This window comes from Lentzea sp. NBRC 102530, from assembly GCF_030269365.1.
GTDB lineage: Bacteria > Actinomycetota > Actinomycetes > Mycobacteriales > Pseudonocardiaceae > Lentzea.
Map to the genome: position 1 here is coordinate 65,603 of NZ_BSTF01000022.1, position 15,352 is coordinate 80,954.

13 protein-coding genes are annotated in these 15,352 nt (G+C 68.4%); 7 read left to right on the forward strand and 6 right to left on the reverse strand.

Annotated features, from left to right (window positions below; translation table 11 throughout):
• Positions 1-218: 218 nt before the first annotated feature.
• The 5 genes from edd to QSK25_RS39825 all read left to right on the forward strand — a co-directional run bounded on the left by edd (position 219) and on the right by QSK25_RS39825 (position 6,462).
• On the forward strand, positions 219-2,075 hold the full coding sequence (edd, locus tag QSK25_RS39805; RefSeq protein WP_285646289.1) for a phosphogluconate dehydratase: 1,857 nt from the start codon (positions 219-221) through the stop codon (positions 2,073-2,075).
• Between the two features lie 65 nt (positions 2,076-2,140).
• Positions 2,141-2,395 carry a hypothetical protein gene (locus QSK25_RS39810; RefSeq protein ID WP_285646291.1) on the forward strand — a complete coding sequence of 85 codons (255 nt, stop codon included), beginning with the start codon at positions 2,141-2,143 and terminating at the stop codon, positions 2,393-2,395.
• 32 nt (positions 2,396-2,427) lie between these two features.
• Positions 2,428-3,051, forward strand: coding sequence for a bifunctional 4-hydroxy-2-oxoglutarate aldolase/2-dehydro-3-deoxy-phosphogluconate aldolase (gene eda / locus QSK25_RS39815; protein ID WP_285646388.1), 624 nt, complete (start codon positions 2,428-2,430; stop codon positions 3,049-3,051).
• A 211-nt stretch (positions 3,052-3,262) separates the two neighbouring features.
• Entirely contained in the window at positions 3,263-5,227 is a 1,965-nt protein-coding gene (locus QSK25_RS39820; RefSeq protein ID WP_285646292.1) for a PEP/pyruvate-binding domain-containing protein, read from the forward strand.
• Positions 5,227-6,462 (forward strand): MFS transporter, encoded by a 1,236-nt coding sequence (locus tag QSK25_RS39825; protein WP_285646293.1) that lies wholly within the window; start codon positions 5,227-5,229, stop codon positions 6,460-6,462. The genes QSK25_RS39820 and QSK25_RS39825 overlap by 1 nt, the downstream gene beginning before the upstream one ends.
• On the opposite strand, the gene QSK25_RS39830 is transcribed toward QSK25_RS39825, so the two are convergent.
• The 3 genes from QSK25_RS39830 to QSK25_RS39840 form a co-directional block, all read right to left on the reverse strand.
• On the reverse strand, positions 6,422-8,962 hold the full coding sequence (locus QSK25_RS39830) for a helix-turn-helix transcriptional regulator (protein ID WP_285646294.1): 2,541 nt from the start codon (positions 8,960-8,962) through the stop codon (positions 6,422-6,424). The two genes, QSK25_RS39825 and QSK25_RS39830, sit on opposite strands and share 41 nt — an antisense overlap.
• Positions 8,963-9,208: 246 nt before the next feature.
• Positions 9,209-9,637 carry a zf-HC2 domain-containing protein gene (locus QSK25_RS39835; RefSeq protein ID WP_285646296.1) on the reverse strand — a complete coding sequence of 143 codons (429 nt, stop codon included), beginning with the start codon at positions 9,635-9,637 and terminating at the stop codon, positions 9,209-9,211.
• Between the two features lie 2 nt (positions 9,638-9,639).
• Complete coding sequence (locus QSK25_RS39840; RefSeq protein ID WP_285646297.1) at positions 9,640-10,167, reverse strand: sigma-70 family RNA polymerase sigma factor; 528 nt, start codon at positions 10,165-10,167, stop codon at positions 9,640-9,642.
• 257 nt (positions 10,168-10,424) lie between these two features.
• Between QSK25_RS39840 and QSK25_RS39845 the strand changes: the two genes are divergently transcribed.
• Positions 10,425-11,654 (forward strand): DUF4142 domain-containing protein, encoded by a 1,230-nt coding sequence (locus tag QSK25_RS39845; RefSeq protein WP_285646298.1) that lies wholly within the window; start codon positions 10,425-10,427, stop codon positions 11,652-11,654.
• Positions 11,655-11,686: 32 nt separating this feature from the next.
• On the opposite strand, the gene QSK25_RS39850 is transcribed toward QSK25_RS39845, so the two are convergent.
• Genes QSK25_RS39850 through QSK25_RS39860 form a run of 3 tightly spaced genes read right to left on the reverse strand, consistent with a single transcriptional unit; the run spans position 11,687 to position 14,402 of the window.
• The gene (locus QSK25_RS39850) at positions 11,687-12,838 is read right to left on the reverse strand and encodes an AAA family ATPase (RefSeq protein WP_285646299.1); all 1,152 of its coding nucleotides are present in this window, start codon (positions 12,836-12,838) and stop codon (positions 11,687-11,689) included.
• A complete protein-coding gene (locus QSK25_RS39855) occupies positions 12,831-13,598 on the reverse strand; it encodes an RNA ligase family protein (protein WP_285646300.1) in 768 nt (255 codons plus the stop codon). Before QSK25_RS39855 ends, QSK25_RS39850 begins: the two co-directional genes overlap by 8 nt.
• Positions 13,599-13,640: 42 nt before the next feature.
• Positions 13,641-14,402, reverse strand: a complete 762-nt coding sequence (locus QSK25_RS39860; RefSeq protein WP_285646301.1) for a hypothetical protein — start codon at positions 14,400-14,402, stop codon at positions 13,641-13,643.
• Between the two features lie 146 nt (positions 14,403-14,548).
• Here QSK25_RS39860 and QSK25_RS39865 point away from each other — a divergent pair, with 146 nt between their 5' ends.
• Entirely contained in the window at positions 14,549-15,349 is an 801-nt protein-coding gene (locus tag QSK25_RS39865; protein ID WP_285646302.1) for a S1 family peptidase, read from the forward strand.
• The last annotated feature ends 3 nt before the right edge of the window (positions 15,350-15,352 follow it).

The following is a 15,352-nucleotide window of genomic DNA, read 5'->3' on the forward strand; positions in this document are numbered from 1 at the left end:
CCGTTCCAAGGTCGTGCCCCGCACTCTGCCCAATCTCAAGCCATGTGACAAGCACCACACGCCAAGATTCAAAACTGGTCCAGTCCCAGTTACTGAATCGTTTTTGTGTCTACGACCAGCCATGACTTAGTGTGTGTGGCGTCACGCCCGTCCGTGGGACGCCACCGTTGTCGTCTCGTAAGGGCCCCACCACGGCCCGTGATGACCCGGAGACCCCCATGACCGAACTGCATCCTGTTCTGACCGAGGTGACACGCCGCATCGCCGCCCGCAGCGCCGACTCGCGCCGTGCGTACCTCGAGCGCGTGGCCGCCGCCGCGCAGGACGGAACGTCCCGGTCCGGCTTCGCGTGCAGCAACCTGGCACACGGCTTCGCCGGAATCACCGGCGGCGACAAGGCGGCGTTGCGCGCGCTGCGCAAGTCCAACGTCGCGATCGTGTCGTCCTACAACGACATGCTGTCGGCCCACCAGCCGTTCCAGGAGTACCCGGCCTGGATCAAGGACTCCGTGCGCGCGGCCGGGGGTGTGTCCCAGTTCGCCGGCGGTGTGCCCGCCATGTGCGACGGCATCACCCAGGGCCGCGACGGCATGGAGCTGTCGCTGTTCAGCCGCGACGTCATCGCCATGTCGACCGGCGTGGCGCTCTCGCACGAGATGTTCGACTCCGCCGTGCTGCTGGGCGTGTGCGACAAGATCGTGCCCGGCCTGCTGATCGGCGCGCTGTCGTTCGGGCACCTGCCGTCGATCCTGGTGCCCGCCGGGCCCATGTCGTCGGGCCTGTCGAACAAGGAGAAGGCGCGCGTCCGGCAGCTCTACGCGGAGGGCAGGGCCACCCGCGAGGAGCTGCTGGAGGCCGAGGCCGCCTCGTACCACTCCCCCGGCACCTGCACGTTCTACGGCACCGCGAACTCGAACCAGATGGTCGTCGAGGTCATGGGCCTGCACCTGCCGGGCGCGTCGTTCGTGCCGCCGGGCACCCCGCTGCGCCGCGCGCTGACCGAGCACGCCGGCCGCCGCGCCGTCGAGATGGCCCGCGGCGAGCACTACACCCCGATCGCGCACATCGTGGACGAGAAGGCCGTCGTCAACGGCGTGGTGGCGTTGCTGGCCACCGGTGGTTCGACGAACCACACGATGCACCTCGTCGCCATCGCCGCCGCCGCGGGCATCGAACTGAGCTGGGACGACTTCTCCGACCTGTCGTCCGTCGTGCCGCTGATCGCCCGCGTCTACCCGAACGGCAGCGCCGACATCAACCACTTCCAGGCGGCGGGCGGCGTGCAGTTCGTCGTCGGCACCCTGCTGGACTCGGGCCTGCTGCACGCCGACGTGAACACCGTCGCCGGGCCGGGCCTCGACCGCTACCGCCAGGAACCGCTGCTGGCCGACGGTGAGCTGATCTGGGTCGACGGCCCCGGCCGTTCCCTGGACCTCGACGTCCTGCGTCCCGTCACCGAGCCGTTCGCCTCCGACGGCGGTCTGCGCATGCTGTCGGGCAACCTCGGCCGTTCGGTCATCAAGGTCTCGGCCGTCGCCGTCGAGAACCACGTCGTCGAGGCCCCCGCCCGCGTGTTCACCACGCAGGAGGCGTTCCAGGAGGCCTTCAAGGCGGGCGAGCTCGACCGCGACGTGGTCGTCGTCGTCCGGCAGCAGGGACCGCAGGCCAACGGCATGCCCGAGCTGCACAAGCTCACCCCGCCGCTCGGCGTGCTGATGGACCGGGGCTACAAGGTCGCGCTGGTGACCGACGGCCGCATGTCCGGCGCGTCGGGCAAGATCCCGGCCGCGATCCAGCTGACGCCCGAGGCGGCGGTCGGCGGGCCGTTGGGACGGGTGCGCGACGGCGACGTCGTGCGGCTGGACGCCTCGGCGGGGACGCTGGAGGTGCAGGTGCCCGCCGACGAACTCGCGTCGCGGCCGCTGGTCGACTTCCCGCCGACCAGCCGGGAGTGGATGGGCACCGGGCGTGAGCTGTTCGCGGCGTTGCGGCGGAGCGTGGGACCGGCCGACCGCGGGGCCACCGTGTTCGGCCCGATCACGGCCGACCACTTCGCGCCGGTCACGCACCACTAGGTGGATGGCCAGTCCGCCGGGGTGGTGGACGTGACAGCGGCCACTCCCGGTGGGCGGCCGGCACGGTGACGGGCTGGAATGAGGCGAACGTCGTCAATGTCGTCAATGTCGTCAACCTCGACGTTGACGGCCTCGATGCCGAGGTTGACGTGGTCAATGTCGTCAACGTCGGTATTGACGGCATCAACCTCGTCAACGTCCACATCAACCTCGTCAACGTCGTCGTCAACATCGGCGTCAACGTCGTGCAGTACGCCGATGTGCGATACATCGGTTTTGGATCATCAACAGCAGGACCTCGGCAAGGAGAGCAGCAGTGACCAACGGTGACAGTCCCAGCGACGTTCTTCGGGTGAGCACCGGCGCGGACCTCCTCGGCCTGTCGCCCGTCATCCCCGTCGTCGTGGTCGACGACGCCGACCACGCGGTGCCGCTCGCCCAGGCGCTGCTGCGCGGTGGCGTCCGCGTCATCGAACTGACGCTGCGCACCCCGGCCGCGCTCGCCGCGATCGAGAACGTCGCCCGCGAGGTGCCGGAGATCGTGATCGGCGCGGGCACGGTGACGGCGCCGGAGCACGCGGAGCAGGCCGCGAAGGCCGGGGCGGCGTTCCTCGTCACCCCCGGCACGACCGAGCGGGTGCTCGACGCCGCCGACGCGACCGGGCTGCCGTACCTGCCGGGCGCGGCGACGGTGTCCGAGGTGATGCGGCTGGCCGAGCGCGGGCTGACGGCGCTCAAGTTCTTCCCCGCCGAGGCCGCGGGAGGCGCCGACTACCTGAAGTCCATCGGCGGGCCGATCCCGCACGTCCGGTTCTGCCCGACCGGCGGCATCACCCCGCAGACGGCGCCGGACTACCTGAAGCTCGCGAACGTCGGCTGCGTCGGCGGCTCGTGGCTCGCGCCCAAGGACGCCCTCGTGCAGGGCGACTGGGAGCGGATCGAGAAGCTCGCCAGGGAGTCCACCCAGCTCGGGTAACCCAGATCACGAACCGGAAGTTCGGCTCACCTCACGAGACCGGCGTCCCACCACGTTGGATTCTTCACCCAACAGGCGGTGACGCCGGTCTCCAATTAACAAGAGGTTGAGGGAAGGTGAACCGGACTCGAACCAAATGAGATTCGGACTGGAATAACCCCACCCGCGGCGATGTCACACTCACTCGTTTGCAAAAACGAGAGGAGCGGATGTGGCTGTCCAGGAAGCCGACGTGGCGGGGCTGGTCGGGGAACCGCTGACCCTGTCAGCATTCAACCAGCTGTCCGGCAGTCTGGGTGGTTATTCATTCGTCAAGGTGGTGGTGGACCGGCAGAACGACACCATCCACTTCCTCAACAACGCACGCCACGAGTTCCACGCGATCTACATCGGCACCGAGATCCTCGGGATCGCCGAAAGCGAGCTGCGGGCCCGGATCGACGAGTTCAACCACAGCTTCTACCACGCCTCTGACCGGCGGTTCTTCCTCGGCATCCTGTCGCTGCACCAGCGCGAGGACCGGAACATGTTCTCGCTGGAGACCGTCGAGGTCGACACCATGTCGGCGGACATGATCGAGTTCTTCCACGCCGAGGTGCGCCGCAACGTCGACGCCGCCACGCCGTTGTTCTTCAAGCCCGCGAACCACCTCCAGGAACAGGCCGTCGCCGACATTCCGGCGGAACGGCTGCCGCGGATCCTCGCGCACGAACTCTTCTCCACGGCGGAGTTCGTCGCATTGAACGCGGGCACGGCCAAGGGCCGGTTGCGCGCATTCCGCGACGAGCGGGAGTACCGCGAGAACACCCTCGAATGGTTCGACATCGTCGTGATGCACCGCGTTCCGGACGACATTCCGCGGCTCGCCGGCATCATCAACGCGAGCCACACGACGCCGTTGTCGCACACGAACGTCCTGGCGACCGGCTGGTCGATTCCGAACGCCATCCAGATCGGCGCGTTCGAGCTGATCGACCGGGAGAACCTCGACGGCCAGTGGGTCGAGTACGAGGTGTCGCCGAAGAGCGCCGGGGTCGGGTTGCGGCTGATCGACGAGCCGCAGGACCTCGGGCAGCGGCCCGCCTGGTACGCGCAGCGCGTCACGCTCGACGAGCCCGAGCACACCTACAACCCGGTCGTGAACCTCGCGAAGATCCGCTACAACGACCGCCACCGCTACGGCACGAAGGCCGCGAACCTCGGCGAACTGCACCACGTGCTCGCCACCGAGTCGCCGCGCCGTCTGCTCGGGTTCTTCTCGGTGCCGCGCCCGCCGCGCGACAACCTCCTGCCGTACCTGGCGAAGCTGCTCGACGCCGAGAGCGACGACCTGCTGCAGGCCGCCCAGCAGCTGCTCGCGGAACGGGTCCGGGTGCCGCGCGGCGTCGCGCTGCCGTTCTCGCTGCACCAGGGTTTCCTGGAGTCGTCGCCGAAGATCCAGCAGGCCATCGGCAAGCTCAAGATGGCGCTGGAGCTCAACGCCCGTGAGATCGAACCGCTCTGCGTCGAGCTCCAGCAGCTGATCCGCAAGACCCGCGTGCCGGACTACCTGCTGTCCGAACTGGACTCCGCGCTGGTCGAGAACCTCGCCGGCGTCAAGACCTTCGTCGTGCGCAGCTCGTCCAACGCCGAGGACCTCGCCGGGTTCTCCGCCGCGGGCATCTACGAGTCGTACAACCACGTCACCAGCGCCGAGAAGATCGTCGAGTCGGTGAAGGAGGTGTGGGCGTCGCTCGTGTCCGCGCGCAGCGTCCGGCTCCGCCAGCAGGCGGGCATCTCGCTGGACGACTGCTTCATGGGCGTCGTGATCCAGGAGCAGGTCAAGGCCGACTTCGGCGGTGTCATGGTCACGACGAACCCCATGAACCGCACCGACTTCCGCAACGTCTACGTCAACGTCTCGCCGAACGTCACCGACGTGGTCGAGGGTTCGACACAGCCGATGCAGTACCTCTACTCCACTGTGGAGGGTGGCGGCCGCACGGTCTCCCTCGGTGACGCCACCGAGGACCTCGGCCCCCGAGCCCACCAGCAGCTGCAACGGCTCGCGATCGTGGGCCGCCTGCTCCAGGCGCACTTCTCGCCGGACTACACGTTCGACTCGCCGGTCGACATCGAGTGGCTCGCCACCGACGACGTCCTGTACGTCCTGCAGCTGCGGCCGTACTCGATCTGATGCTGGGTCTCCGCGTACCGGCGACTCCGGAAGTGGCGCGTGCCGTCCGCCTGACGTACGGCTTCCAGTTCTTCTTCGGGCTGCTGCTGTGGATCCCGGTCTTCTACGAGTACCAGAAGCAGCTCGGGCTGAGCGACGCCGAGATCTTCGGCATCCAGTCGATCTACTACATCGCGTTCTGCCTCATGGAGATCCCGACCGGCATGGTCGCGGACCGCTTCGACTACCGCACGTCGCTGTGGCTCGGCGCGAGCGTGCTGGTCGTCGCGAACCTGGTGCCGGTGCTCGCCGGGAACTACACCGGGTTCCTGGTGCACTTCCTGCTGATCGCGCTGGCCAGGTCGTTGATCTCCGGCGCTCAGAGCGCGTACCTGTACGAGTACCTGCACGCGCACGACGCCGGGCACCTCTACCTCAGGGTCGAGGGTGTCGGGCGGTCGTACAGCCTGATCGGCAAGATCGTGTACTGGCCGGTGATCGGCCTGCTGATGCAGTGGAACATGCCGTCGCCGTACTGGCTGACGGCGATCAACGCCGCGATCGCCGTCGTCTTCGCGCTGAAACTCCCGCCGATCCCCGGCTGGACGAGGCCGGAGGGCAAGACGGCGAAGCTCCTCGCGGGCGTCGGCGGTGCGTTCGGCGCGCTCAGGACCTCCCGCTGGCTGTTGCTCCTGATGATCCAGGGCATCGCGATGTTCACACTGGTGCGCATCCTGCAGGTGAACCTGTTCCAGCCGGTCCTCGACACCAAGGACGTCCCGGTCACCTGGTACGGCTCGGTGCTCGCCGCGATGACGGTCTTCGAGGCGCTGGCCGCCGCCCGTCCGCACTGGCTCTCGCGGAAGATCGGACCGGCGAAGTCCGTGTTCCTGCTGACGATCGTGATGGCGCTGGCGATCGGGTTCATCGTGCCGTCCGGCGGGGTGGTGACGATCGTGTTGCTGTGCCTGTTCTCCGTCACGGCGGGCATGAGCTTCCCCGTCCAGAAGAAGCTGCTCAACGACGCGATCCCGGATTCCCGTTACCGTGCGACGCTTCTCTCGATGGAGTCCATCATGGACCGTGCCGTGTGCGCGGTCGTGGCGATCGCGCTCGGCGCCTACCTCACGAGTGGCAGGCTCGACGAGTTCCTGGTGCTGTCGGCGGCCGTCACCGTGATCGTGATGGCGTTGCTGGCGGGTCTGCTGCTCGCCGTCAGGACCACAAGGCGGCGACGAGCTCAGCTCGTCCCGTGATGCCGAGCTTGCGGTAGGCGCTCGACAGGTGCAGTTCGACGGTGCGGCGGGTGAGGTGCAGGGCTTCGGCGATCTGCCGGTTCGTCTGGCCCTGCGCCGCCATCCGCGCGACCCGGTTCTCCTGCTTGGTAAGGCCCTGCACCTGGTCGTCCTCGTCGCGGACCTCGTCGCCCGCGAGCTTGGCCAGCGGGTGCGCGCTCAGGTGCCGGGCCAGGTCGTAGGCCCGCCGCAGGTGCGGGGCCGCGGCGTCGGCCCTGCCCTTGCGACGCAGGTGGTGGCCGAGCCAGTACGACGACTGGGCGTGCAGCAGCCGGTGCGGTGACGAGGCCAGCACCTCCTCCGCCTCAAGGAGGACCTCGACGTCGTCGGTGCTGATGCCGACGCTCATCAGCGCCGTGCCGATCACCCGCGGCGAACCCCAGCGCTTGGCCAGGTCGAGTTCCTCGTGCGCCAGGCGGGCAGCGTCCTCGCGGTTGCCGATCGCGAGGTGCGCGCGCACGGCGTGGTGCCGCCACGGCATGAGCGCCGGGTTCGGCATGTCCCGCTCGGCGAGGCGGCGGCCCGCCTCCAGCAGGTCCTCCAGCCCGCCCTCGGCGTGGCACGACGCGAGCTTGAGCCGGCCGCGCGCGTAGACGACGTTGATGTGCTGCAACAGGTCGCCGTCCTCGGCGACCAGCGGGGCGGCCTCGTCGAACTGCCCCATCTCGATGCACACCTCGGCGAGCTTCGCGGTGGCGAGCACGACGGCGGGGCAGTCCCGGTTGCCCGTCGACACCGGCGGGGTGAGGAACGTGTAGGCGCGCGCGAGGTCGCCGTTGTTGTGGAACGCTCCGGCGCGGGCGATCATGCTGAGCATCCCGCGGCGCAGGTGCGGGTCGTGCGAGACCGGCGCGGTGCTGTGCGAGAGCCAGAACTTGGTGATGTGCTCGGGGTTGTCGCCGAGCACGGGCACCAGGAACGTGAAGAGGTACGGCTCGCCGAAGACGTCGACCCAGTCGCCTTCGAGTGCTTCCAGCGCGTGTTCGACGGCTTCGGCGTACGAGTCACCGCTGCGGGCGTTGCCGACCGCGAGCAACGCCGACCGGGCGCGCTGGAGTTCCGGGGCCTGCGGGATCTCGCCGACGAGGTCCTCGAAGTACTTGCCCGCGCAGTTGGCCATGTGCGCGTCCCTGTTGGCGGACAACAGGTACGTGGTGCAGACGAGGTTCCAGACGAGGTCGCGGTCCTCGGGCAGCAGCCGGGCGACGACCATGATCGCGAGCGAGACGGCGAAGTGCGCGTCGGTGCCGGTGCACATGCGCTGGATCAACGACAGCGCGACGTTCGCGGCGAGGTGCGGGTCCTCGCAGCGCATCAACGCGTCGCGGACCCGGTCGCGGCCCTGTTTCCGGTCCCGCAGGTGTTCGGTGTGGCCGAGCTCGACCTCGACGGCCAGCCGGTCGGGTTCGGAGAGGTGTTCGTCCAGCGCGCGTTCCAGGTGCTCGACACCGCCGACCTCGCGCAGCAGGTCGACGGCCCACGGCAAGCGGACGGACCTGGCCTTGAGCACGTGCTCGGCGACGCGCTCGTCCGGGGCGTCCGACTCGAACAGCAGCCAGGCGGCGCGGGCGTGCGCGGCGGACCGGACGGCGACCGGCATGTCGGCGAGGATGCTGTTGCGCACGAACGGGTGCAGGAACGTCAGCGGGTCGGTGTCGGCGAGCACGCCGAGCCGGACGAGCGTGTCGACGGCGGGCAGCGCGTCGAACCCGGTGAGCGCGGACAGCAGTTCGAGGCCCGCGTCCCCGTCGAGCACGGCGGCGGACCGCGCGACCTCGGCGGCGCCGGTGTACTCGCGCAGCCGCACGCCGACCATCTCGCCGACCGCGGCCGAGCCCTCGCCTTCCTCGCGCAGCAACGCCTGCAGCAGGTAGGGGTTGCCGCCGGTGAGTTCGTGGCAGCGCTTGGGGTCCCGGTCCGGGTGGTTCCCGGTGAGCGCTTCGACGGTCACGACGTCGAGGCCGTCGAGGTCGAGGCGGTGCGGGTGGGCGCCGGCGATCTCGGGCAGCGTGACCTCGTCGGTGGCGAGATACCCCTGGGACGCACCGAGCGCGATGACGACGGGCATGTCTCTCAGTCGCGGGCGCAGGTACGCGAGCGCGCGCTTGGAGAAGGTGTCGGCGACGTGGACGTCGTCGATGACCATGAGGATGGGCGTCTTGCGCGCGGAGTTCGCGGCGCGCGCGTACAGCTCTTCGAGGTCGTGTTCGTTGGCGAGGCACGGCGCGAGCTGCCGCACGACGGCGCCGGGCAGGTGGCTTTCCAGCCGGGCGCTCTTGGCGAGGCGGACCGTGAAGCCGCGTTCGCGGGCGTCTGCGGCGAGCGCGTCGAGGACCGCCGTCTTGCCGATGCCGAACCCACCGGTGACGACGACGCACGAGCCCGTGCCCATGACCGCGTCGTCCAGCAAGCGTCCGAGAGTCGCGAGTTCCGCGTCCCGGCCGAGCAGTGGAGATGTCATCTCTGCCTACCCCTGCCTTCGGTACCGAGAGGACCGCAGGTCGAAGGTTCCGGTCTTCCTTCGGTGCCGACCGTAGAGACCTGCGCTTCGTCGTCGGGCAAACTTACCCACAGGTAACGGCTGACGGAACTGTGAGCTGTTCGCGGAATCGGCCGCAGTCGAGAACGGGAGCGAGTGATGGTCTTCGCCGGGCTGGTGCGCGCGTGGTTGCGCCTTGCCCGTCTGCTGACCGGCTCTCGTCCCGGCTCACATGCGTTCGACCAGCGGGAATCCCTCGTGGTGAGAGGGTGCGGCGCGGGTGAGCGTGCTGACGTCCACGGTGTCGGACGCGTGCGAGGACAGCGACTCCACGACCGAGAGCACCGCGGCGACGGCCACCACGACGCCCGCCGCCACCACCAGGACGCTGCGCGCGATCGAGCACGGCTCGCGCACCGGTGGGCGGGTCCGCAGCACCGGCCGCAGCACGGGCGCGAACATGCCGAAGTCGGCCGCGTCGCGCTCGCAGTCCCCGCACCCGGCTAGGTGCCTCGAAAATCTGACGTGCTCGGCCGGGTCGAGCACACCCAGCACGTACGCCGCCACGTCACCGCACGGTCCCGCAGGCCCTTCTCGGTCCACGACCGCGCGGTTCTCGTCGTTCTGCTGCTCGTGATGTGGTTGACGGGTCACCATCACTAGCTCCTGTCCTGCAGCGCCCGGCGGATCGTGTGCATCGCCTTGTACAGCCGGGACTTGACGGTTCCTTCCGGGACTCCGAGAACGTGCGCGGCCTCCTTCACCGTTCGTCCCATGACATACGTTTCGTAGATTGCGGAACGGTGTTCATCACTCAATTGGCGTACTACGTCGGTGATAACCATCACCGAAAGTGTTTGTTCGGTGTCGTCCGGAGATTCGGCGATGTCCGGTCGCAACAATTCCACTTCCTGCGGGCGCGCCTGCCGGCTCCGCCATCCGTCGATCACAATGCGACGAGCCACAGTACAAAGCCAGCCACGCAACATACCCGGTTCCCGAACGAGGTGTTCGGAGTTCTGCCACGCCCTGATCAACGTCTCTTGGACGACGTCTTCCGTCCACTGGCGGTCGTAGTTGGTCAGGCACAGGACCTGCGAGAACAACATCCTCTGGAACTGCCCGTAGAGCAACGTGAGCAATTCTTCGTCCCGATGGACTTGCGCGACCTTGCCCTGATCACCCATGAAGCTGACGACCTCCCCAGATATCGGCGACGTTCGCTTCGGGCGGCAGACCTAGCGACTCGGTGGCCGAGCGTGGAATCCACCGGATCGTACCTCGTGAACGCGAAAAGCTCTCGGGTACGTAAATTCGACCTTAATGGTTCGCCAAAGCTCATGTGATCCACATCACATACCTATTCTTGCGCACCCGTGAACTCAGGCCCCACCAGCGCGTATCACCTTCGAAGGCAGCTCGATCGCGGGGAGGAACGGGCACTATGCGTCACCAGTTGGGCACGCTGGGACAGCAGGCAGCACTGTTTGTCATCCTGTCAGCCGTATTTCTGGGAGCTTTCATCGGAGCCGTCCCGGCCAATGCGCAATCGACAGAAGTGCAGCCGTCGGATCGTTCGTTCATGGTGTCTCTGCGCCAAGCGAACTCCTGGTTGGTACCGATCAGCAACGAAGCTCCGGCGCGGACCACGAATGCGTCGATAAGCAATGCCGGACGGGACGTCTTCGAGGGTCATTCACGACTCGACGTCGACCTCCTCAAATCCGCCGAAGGACTCGGCGTGGTCCTGCCGAACGACGTCAGCAGTGAACACCAGTCACTCATCGGCGAGATGGCGGAACGCACTGGCGAGAACCACGACAGCGCCTACGCGACGATCGTCCGGCAGGCGCAGGGCGGCCTTCTGGTGATGGCCGTGCAAACACGCGCGACAACGCAGAACACCGCGATTCGCACGCTGGCTCACCAGACCGTGCAAATGCTGGTCCGCACCATGACGACCCTGGAGAACACCGGCAAGGTCGACCCGTCCGCATTCGAATTGGTGACGGCCAAGGCACAGGTGAACGCGGTGCGCGTCATCGGCCAGAACATCGAACCGTCGGACCGGGAACTACTCGTTCTGCTCACCCAGCACACGCTGTGGCAGAAACCGGCGAGCCGCGAGAGCTCCGACCGCGCCCGCGACGCCAAGGTCCGCAAGGTGGCGGGCCAGCTCGCCGCCGAGCACACGCAGCTGACGCAGGCGGTCACGGACGCGGCCCGCCAGGTCGGCGTGGACCTCCCGTCCGAGCCGACCACGGAGCAGAAGTCGTGGGCGAACGCCATCTCGGCGAGCTCGGGCGACGAACTCGACAGCATGTACGCGAACCTGTCCCGCGCCGCGGACGGCACGCTCATCACGCAGGTCGCCCAGGCGCGGGCCACGACGAGGAACCTGCCCGCGCGCATCGCCGCCCAGACCGCGCTGACCCTGCTGCTCAAGCACATGCTCCTGCTGGAGGGCACCGGCCTGGTGAAGGCGAACTCGCTGCAGATGGCCGACATCCCGGCCATCACGCAGTCCACACCGAACAGCAGTCCGCAACCCCAGCCCGACGACTCGTTCACGAGCGTCGGCGTCCTCACCGGCATCGCCGTGCTCGTCGTCGCCGGCGCCGGCACCCTCTGGCTCGTCCGGGCGGTGGGCCACCACGGCGAACACCGCCGCTGATACATCGGATATCGCCCTCGCCAACCGATGTGTCAGCGCAACGCGATGTCGGCCCTGCTTGTGTCGACGACCTCGACGACGTGCGCCTCGGTCACGTCGACGGCCTCCCACTTGGCTGCGAGCCGGTCGATCACCGCGGCCGGCACCGGGTCGGGACGGGTCTGGTTGCGGGCGTGGATCACGTTCTTCGGCGCCTCGAGCCCGACGAGCGTGATCCGTGCCCGGTAGTCGGCGGCGAGGCCGATGCAGCGTTCGCGGATCTGCTGGGAGATGTTGGTCGCGTTCCACACGAACGGCTCCCCCGCCCGCAGCAGCACTCGCGCTTCTTCGAACGCGGCGGCGGCAACGGCTCGTTGGTCGCCATCGGGTGCGATACCAAGCCGCTGTCGCACCGCGTCGAGGCTGACCACCCTCCAGCCGGGACGGTGGGTGGCGATCCAGTGGTCCTTGCCGACACCGGGAAGTCCGGACAGGACCGTCACCTCGACGCGCGTGTCGTCGTAGGCGGCGTAGGACGGATCACGGCCGGGCGTGCGGAAGTACTGGAAGCGCGCGTGGCCGGACGGGAACTCGCGCGGCCGGTCCAGACACGCCCGTTCGCGGCAGTACTCCTCGAACAGCGCGATGTTCTCCAGCACGACGTCGGCGTCGGAGCAGACGCGGCCGAGGATGTCGGCGCGGGCGAGGGTCGCGAGGTCGTCGTTGCGCGCGAGCAGGCTCACCCGGAACGCGATGCGGTCGAGGTCCGGCCGTTCGAGCGCCCAGAACGGCACCTGGTGGTGGCGGATCAGGGCGGCGACGTGCTCGCGCCAGGCGATCGGGCGGCCCATCTCCCACAGCAGGGTGCGGGCCATCAGATCACCGGCACGCGAGTGGCCGTGAGCGGTGATGCGGCCGTCGGTGACCTGGGTGCGGAACGGCTTGGCGACGTCGTGCAGCAGCACCGTCGCGAACAACCGCACGCGGTCTGATTCGGGTCGCGCGCGCCATTCGGGCAACGACGCCAAGGCCTCGCACGCCATGCGGGTGTGTGTCGCGACGTCACCCTCGGCGTGGTGCAAGGGATCTTGCGGCACGCCTTCGAGAGCACGCACCCACGGGAACGCCGCACGCACGGCGTCCCAGTCGAGAGTCCACTCCGGACCGTTCGGGCAGAGCTGCTCGAACGTGGGTCGGTCAACCACGGGCCACCACCTGGTTCGGCAGGATCGGACGGTCATGCCAGTGACTGCCCGAGTCCAGCACGGCGGTGAGGAACGTCGGCCGCACCCACTTGTAGCGCTCGACCGTGCGCCCGCCCTCCTCCACCTTGATGTAGAGGCCTTCCATGTCGTCGTCGGAATCCGTTTCCGCGACAACGACTTGCGGGTCCTGCCCCAACGCACGGGCCGAGGCCACCAACGCCTCACGCCACCCCGAGGTGCGGCACGTCGACGGGCCGAGCAGGGCGGTCAGGTCCTTCAGCCGGCGCAACTCCCCCTCGTGCAACACCGGCACCGGCACCACCGGCGTCCCGGCGAGCAGCCGCCGCCGTTCCGGTGTGGACAGGAACGCGCCGGTCTCCCGGTCGAGCAGGTCGAACTCGCAGAAGTGGTGGGGCAACGCGTCGTAGAACACGGTGTGCTTGGCATAGAGCCATTCCCCGTACAGCACGAACCGCGTGCCGAGCCGTTCCCACAGCACTCCCTGGTGCGTCGCGGCCCACGCCTTCAACGGCGCGAACTGCCGTTCACGCGGCCCGCCCGCCAGGAAATGACCGCGGGACTGGAGCTTGAGCACGCCGCCGGAGTCGAAGCTGATGCCCGCGTTGGCACCGTCGAGCTTCTCCTCGACGACGAGGTGCCGCCCCGCGATCGCGCGGAACGGCACCTGGTCGAGGTCCTCGTCGCCCGGTTGCAGGCGCGAGCCCTCGAGGTGGGGCGTTCGCGGGTACTTGCGCAACATGCCCCGATTTGTAACCCGTCGGTGTGCCCGCGAGCGAACGGTTTACGCCTGCCCGACGAACGCGGCCTTGGCGGAGTTGAACGTCGGCTCGAACACGAGCTGCATCTCACCGGGCTGCGCGCCCACCGCGTAGGCGACGTGGAACGTGTAGGTCTTGCCCGGCAACACGGTCGCCGAGTCGTACGTGCTGTCGCAGCCGCCGCTGCTGTCGAACACCATCTCGGCCTTCTGGCCGTTGAACTGCGCGTCGGTGCCGATCGACATCAGCGCGGTCTCGAACGCGGCGCTCGTGCCGTTGGTGATGGTGATCTCGAACTTCACCGCGCGGGCGATCGACGACGGCGCCGCGTACTGGCCCGGCTGGCACGCGACCGGCGCGGCGACGTCGACCGCGAGGCCGTTGTCCCAGGTGAACCGCTTGCCCCAGGTCGGGTTCTGCACCAGCGCGTCCTGCTTCGCGGTCTCACCGGGAGTGCCGGCCTGGCCCTGGTTGGTGTCGCCGAGGATCTTGTCGAGCTCCTCGACCGCGGCCTTCTGCGCGACCACCGTCAGCACGATCGCCACCACGCACAGGACGACGCCGATCGCCGCCAGCACCTTGCGCGTGCCGAACAACGCGATGATGCCGAGCACGACGCCGACGAAAGCGGCGATCGCGGTGAGGTTGTTGAAGAAGATGAGCCACGAGCTGAGGATGCCGACGATCCCGAGGATCACCGAGGTCCAGGCGAGCGCGCCGAACCGGGCGGGCTTCGGCGGTGCGGCCGGGGGTTCGGCGTAGGCGGGCGGCATCGGGTAGGTCATCACGGCTCCTGGCGGTTGCGATGTGTGACCACGACGTCGATTGGTCCGCTTCGACTGTTAGCTCCACCCAGCTCCGTCACCCGATCGAGTTACGGAGCGGCCAGTCAGCCGACTCCCGAAGGTAGTTGATCGACTACGATCCGTGCATGGCACGACGACTCGTCGCAACTCTGCTCACCGCGTTCACCGCCCTCGGCGTCATGGTCACTCCCGCCCAGGCCGCCGGCTTCACCGGCGCGGTGAAGCTGGACAACTGCTCGGGTTCGCTCGTCCGCCTGCCCGGCTCGACCTCGTCCGACCAGGCGCTCGTGCTCACCAACGGCCACTGCGTCGAACTGATGAAACCCGGAACCGCGCTCGCCGACGTCCCGGCGAACCGCGACTTCACGCTGCTCAACGGCTCCGGCGGACCCCTCGCGAAGCTGCAGAGCACCGAGATCGTCTACGCGACCATGACCGGCACCGACGCCGCGCTCTACCGGCTCGACCAGACCTACCGCCAGCTCCAGCAGAAGCACGGCGCCCGCGCGCTCGACCTGTCCGCGTCCGGCCCCGCAGCCGGGTCCGGCATCCGGATCGTCTCCGGCTACTGGACCAAGATCTACTCGTGTCGGGTCGACGCCGTCGTCCACCAGGTCAGGGAAGCGAAGTGGACCTGGAACGACTCGCTGCGCTACACCCCGTACTGCGACACCATCGGCGGTACGTCGGGCTCGCCGATCATCGACGCGGCGAGCGGCAAGGTCGTCGGCGTCAACAACACGGGCAACGAGAGCGGCGGCCGTTGCACGATGAACAACCCGTGCGAGGTCGACGCCACCGGCGAGATCACCGTCCACAAAGGCATCAGCTACGGCCAGCAGACCGCCGGCCTGGTCGCCTGCTTCGGCCGCGGCTCCACCCTCGACCTCACCCTGCCCGGCTGCACGGTCGTGAAGCCGCAGTAGCTC

What these genes read in the sequence shown, in the direction of transcription:
- QSK25_RS39840 (WP_285646297.1), bottom strand. Translation starts at nt 10,167, where the DNA reads ATGGGTGATCAGGGCAAGGTCGCGCAAGTCCATCGGGACGAAGAATTG.
- QSK25_RS39835 (WP_285646296.1), bottom strand. Translation starts at nt 9,637, where the DNA reads ATGGTGACCCGTCAACCACATCACGAGCAGCAGAACGACGAGAACCGC.
- QSK25_RS39860 (WP_285646301.1), bottom strand. Translation starts at nt 14,402, where the DNA reads ATGACCTACCCGATGCCGCCCGCCTACGCCGAACCCCCGGCCGCACCG.
- QSK25_RS39830 (WP_285646294.1), bottom strand. Translation starts at nt 8,962, where the DNA reads ATGACATCTCCACTGCTCGGCCGGGACGCGGAACTCGCGACTCTCGGA.
- edd (WP_285646289.1), top strand. Translation starts at nt 219, where the DNA reads ATGACCGAACTGCATCCTGTTCTGACCGAGGTGACACGCCGCATCGCC.
- QSK25_RS39845 (WP_285646298.1), top strand. Translation starts at nt 10,425, where the DNA reads ATGCGTCACCAGTTGGGCACGCTGGGACAGCAGGCAGCACTGTTTGTC.
- QSK25_RS39825 (WP_285646293.1), top strand. Translation starts at nt 5,227, where the DNA reads ATGCTGGGTCTCCGCGTACCGGCGACTCCGGAAGTGGCGCGTGCCGTC.
- QSK25_RS39865 (WP_285646302.1), top strand. Translation starts at nt 14,549, where the DNA reads ATGGCACGACGACTCGTCGCAACTCTGCTCACCGCGTTCACCGCCCTC.
- QSK25_RS39855 (WP_285646300.1), bottom strand. Translation starts at nt 13,598, where the DNA reads ATGTTGCGCAAGTACCCGCGAACGCCCCACCTCGAGGGCTCGCGCCTG.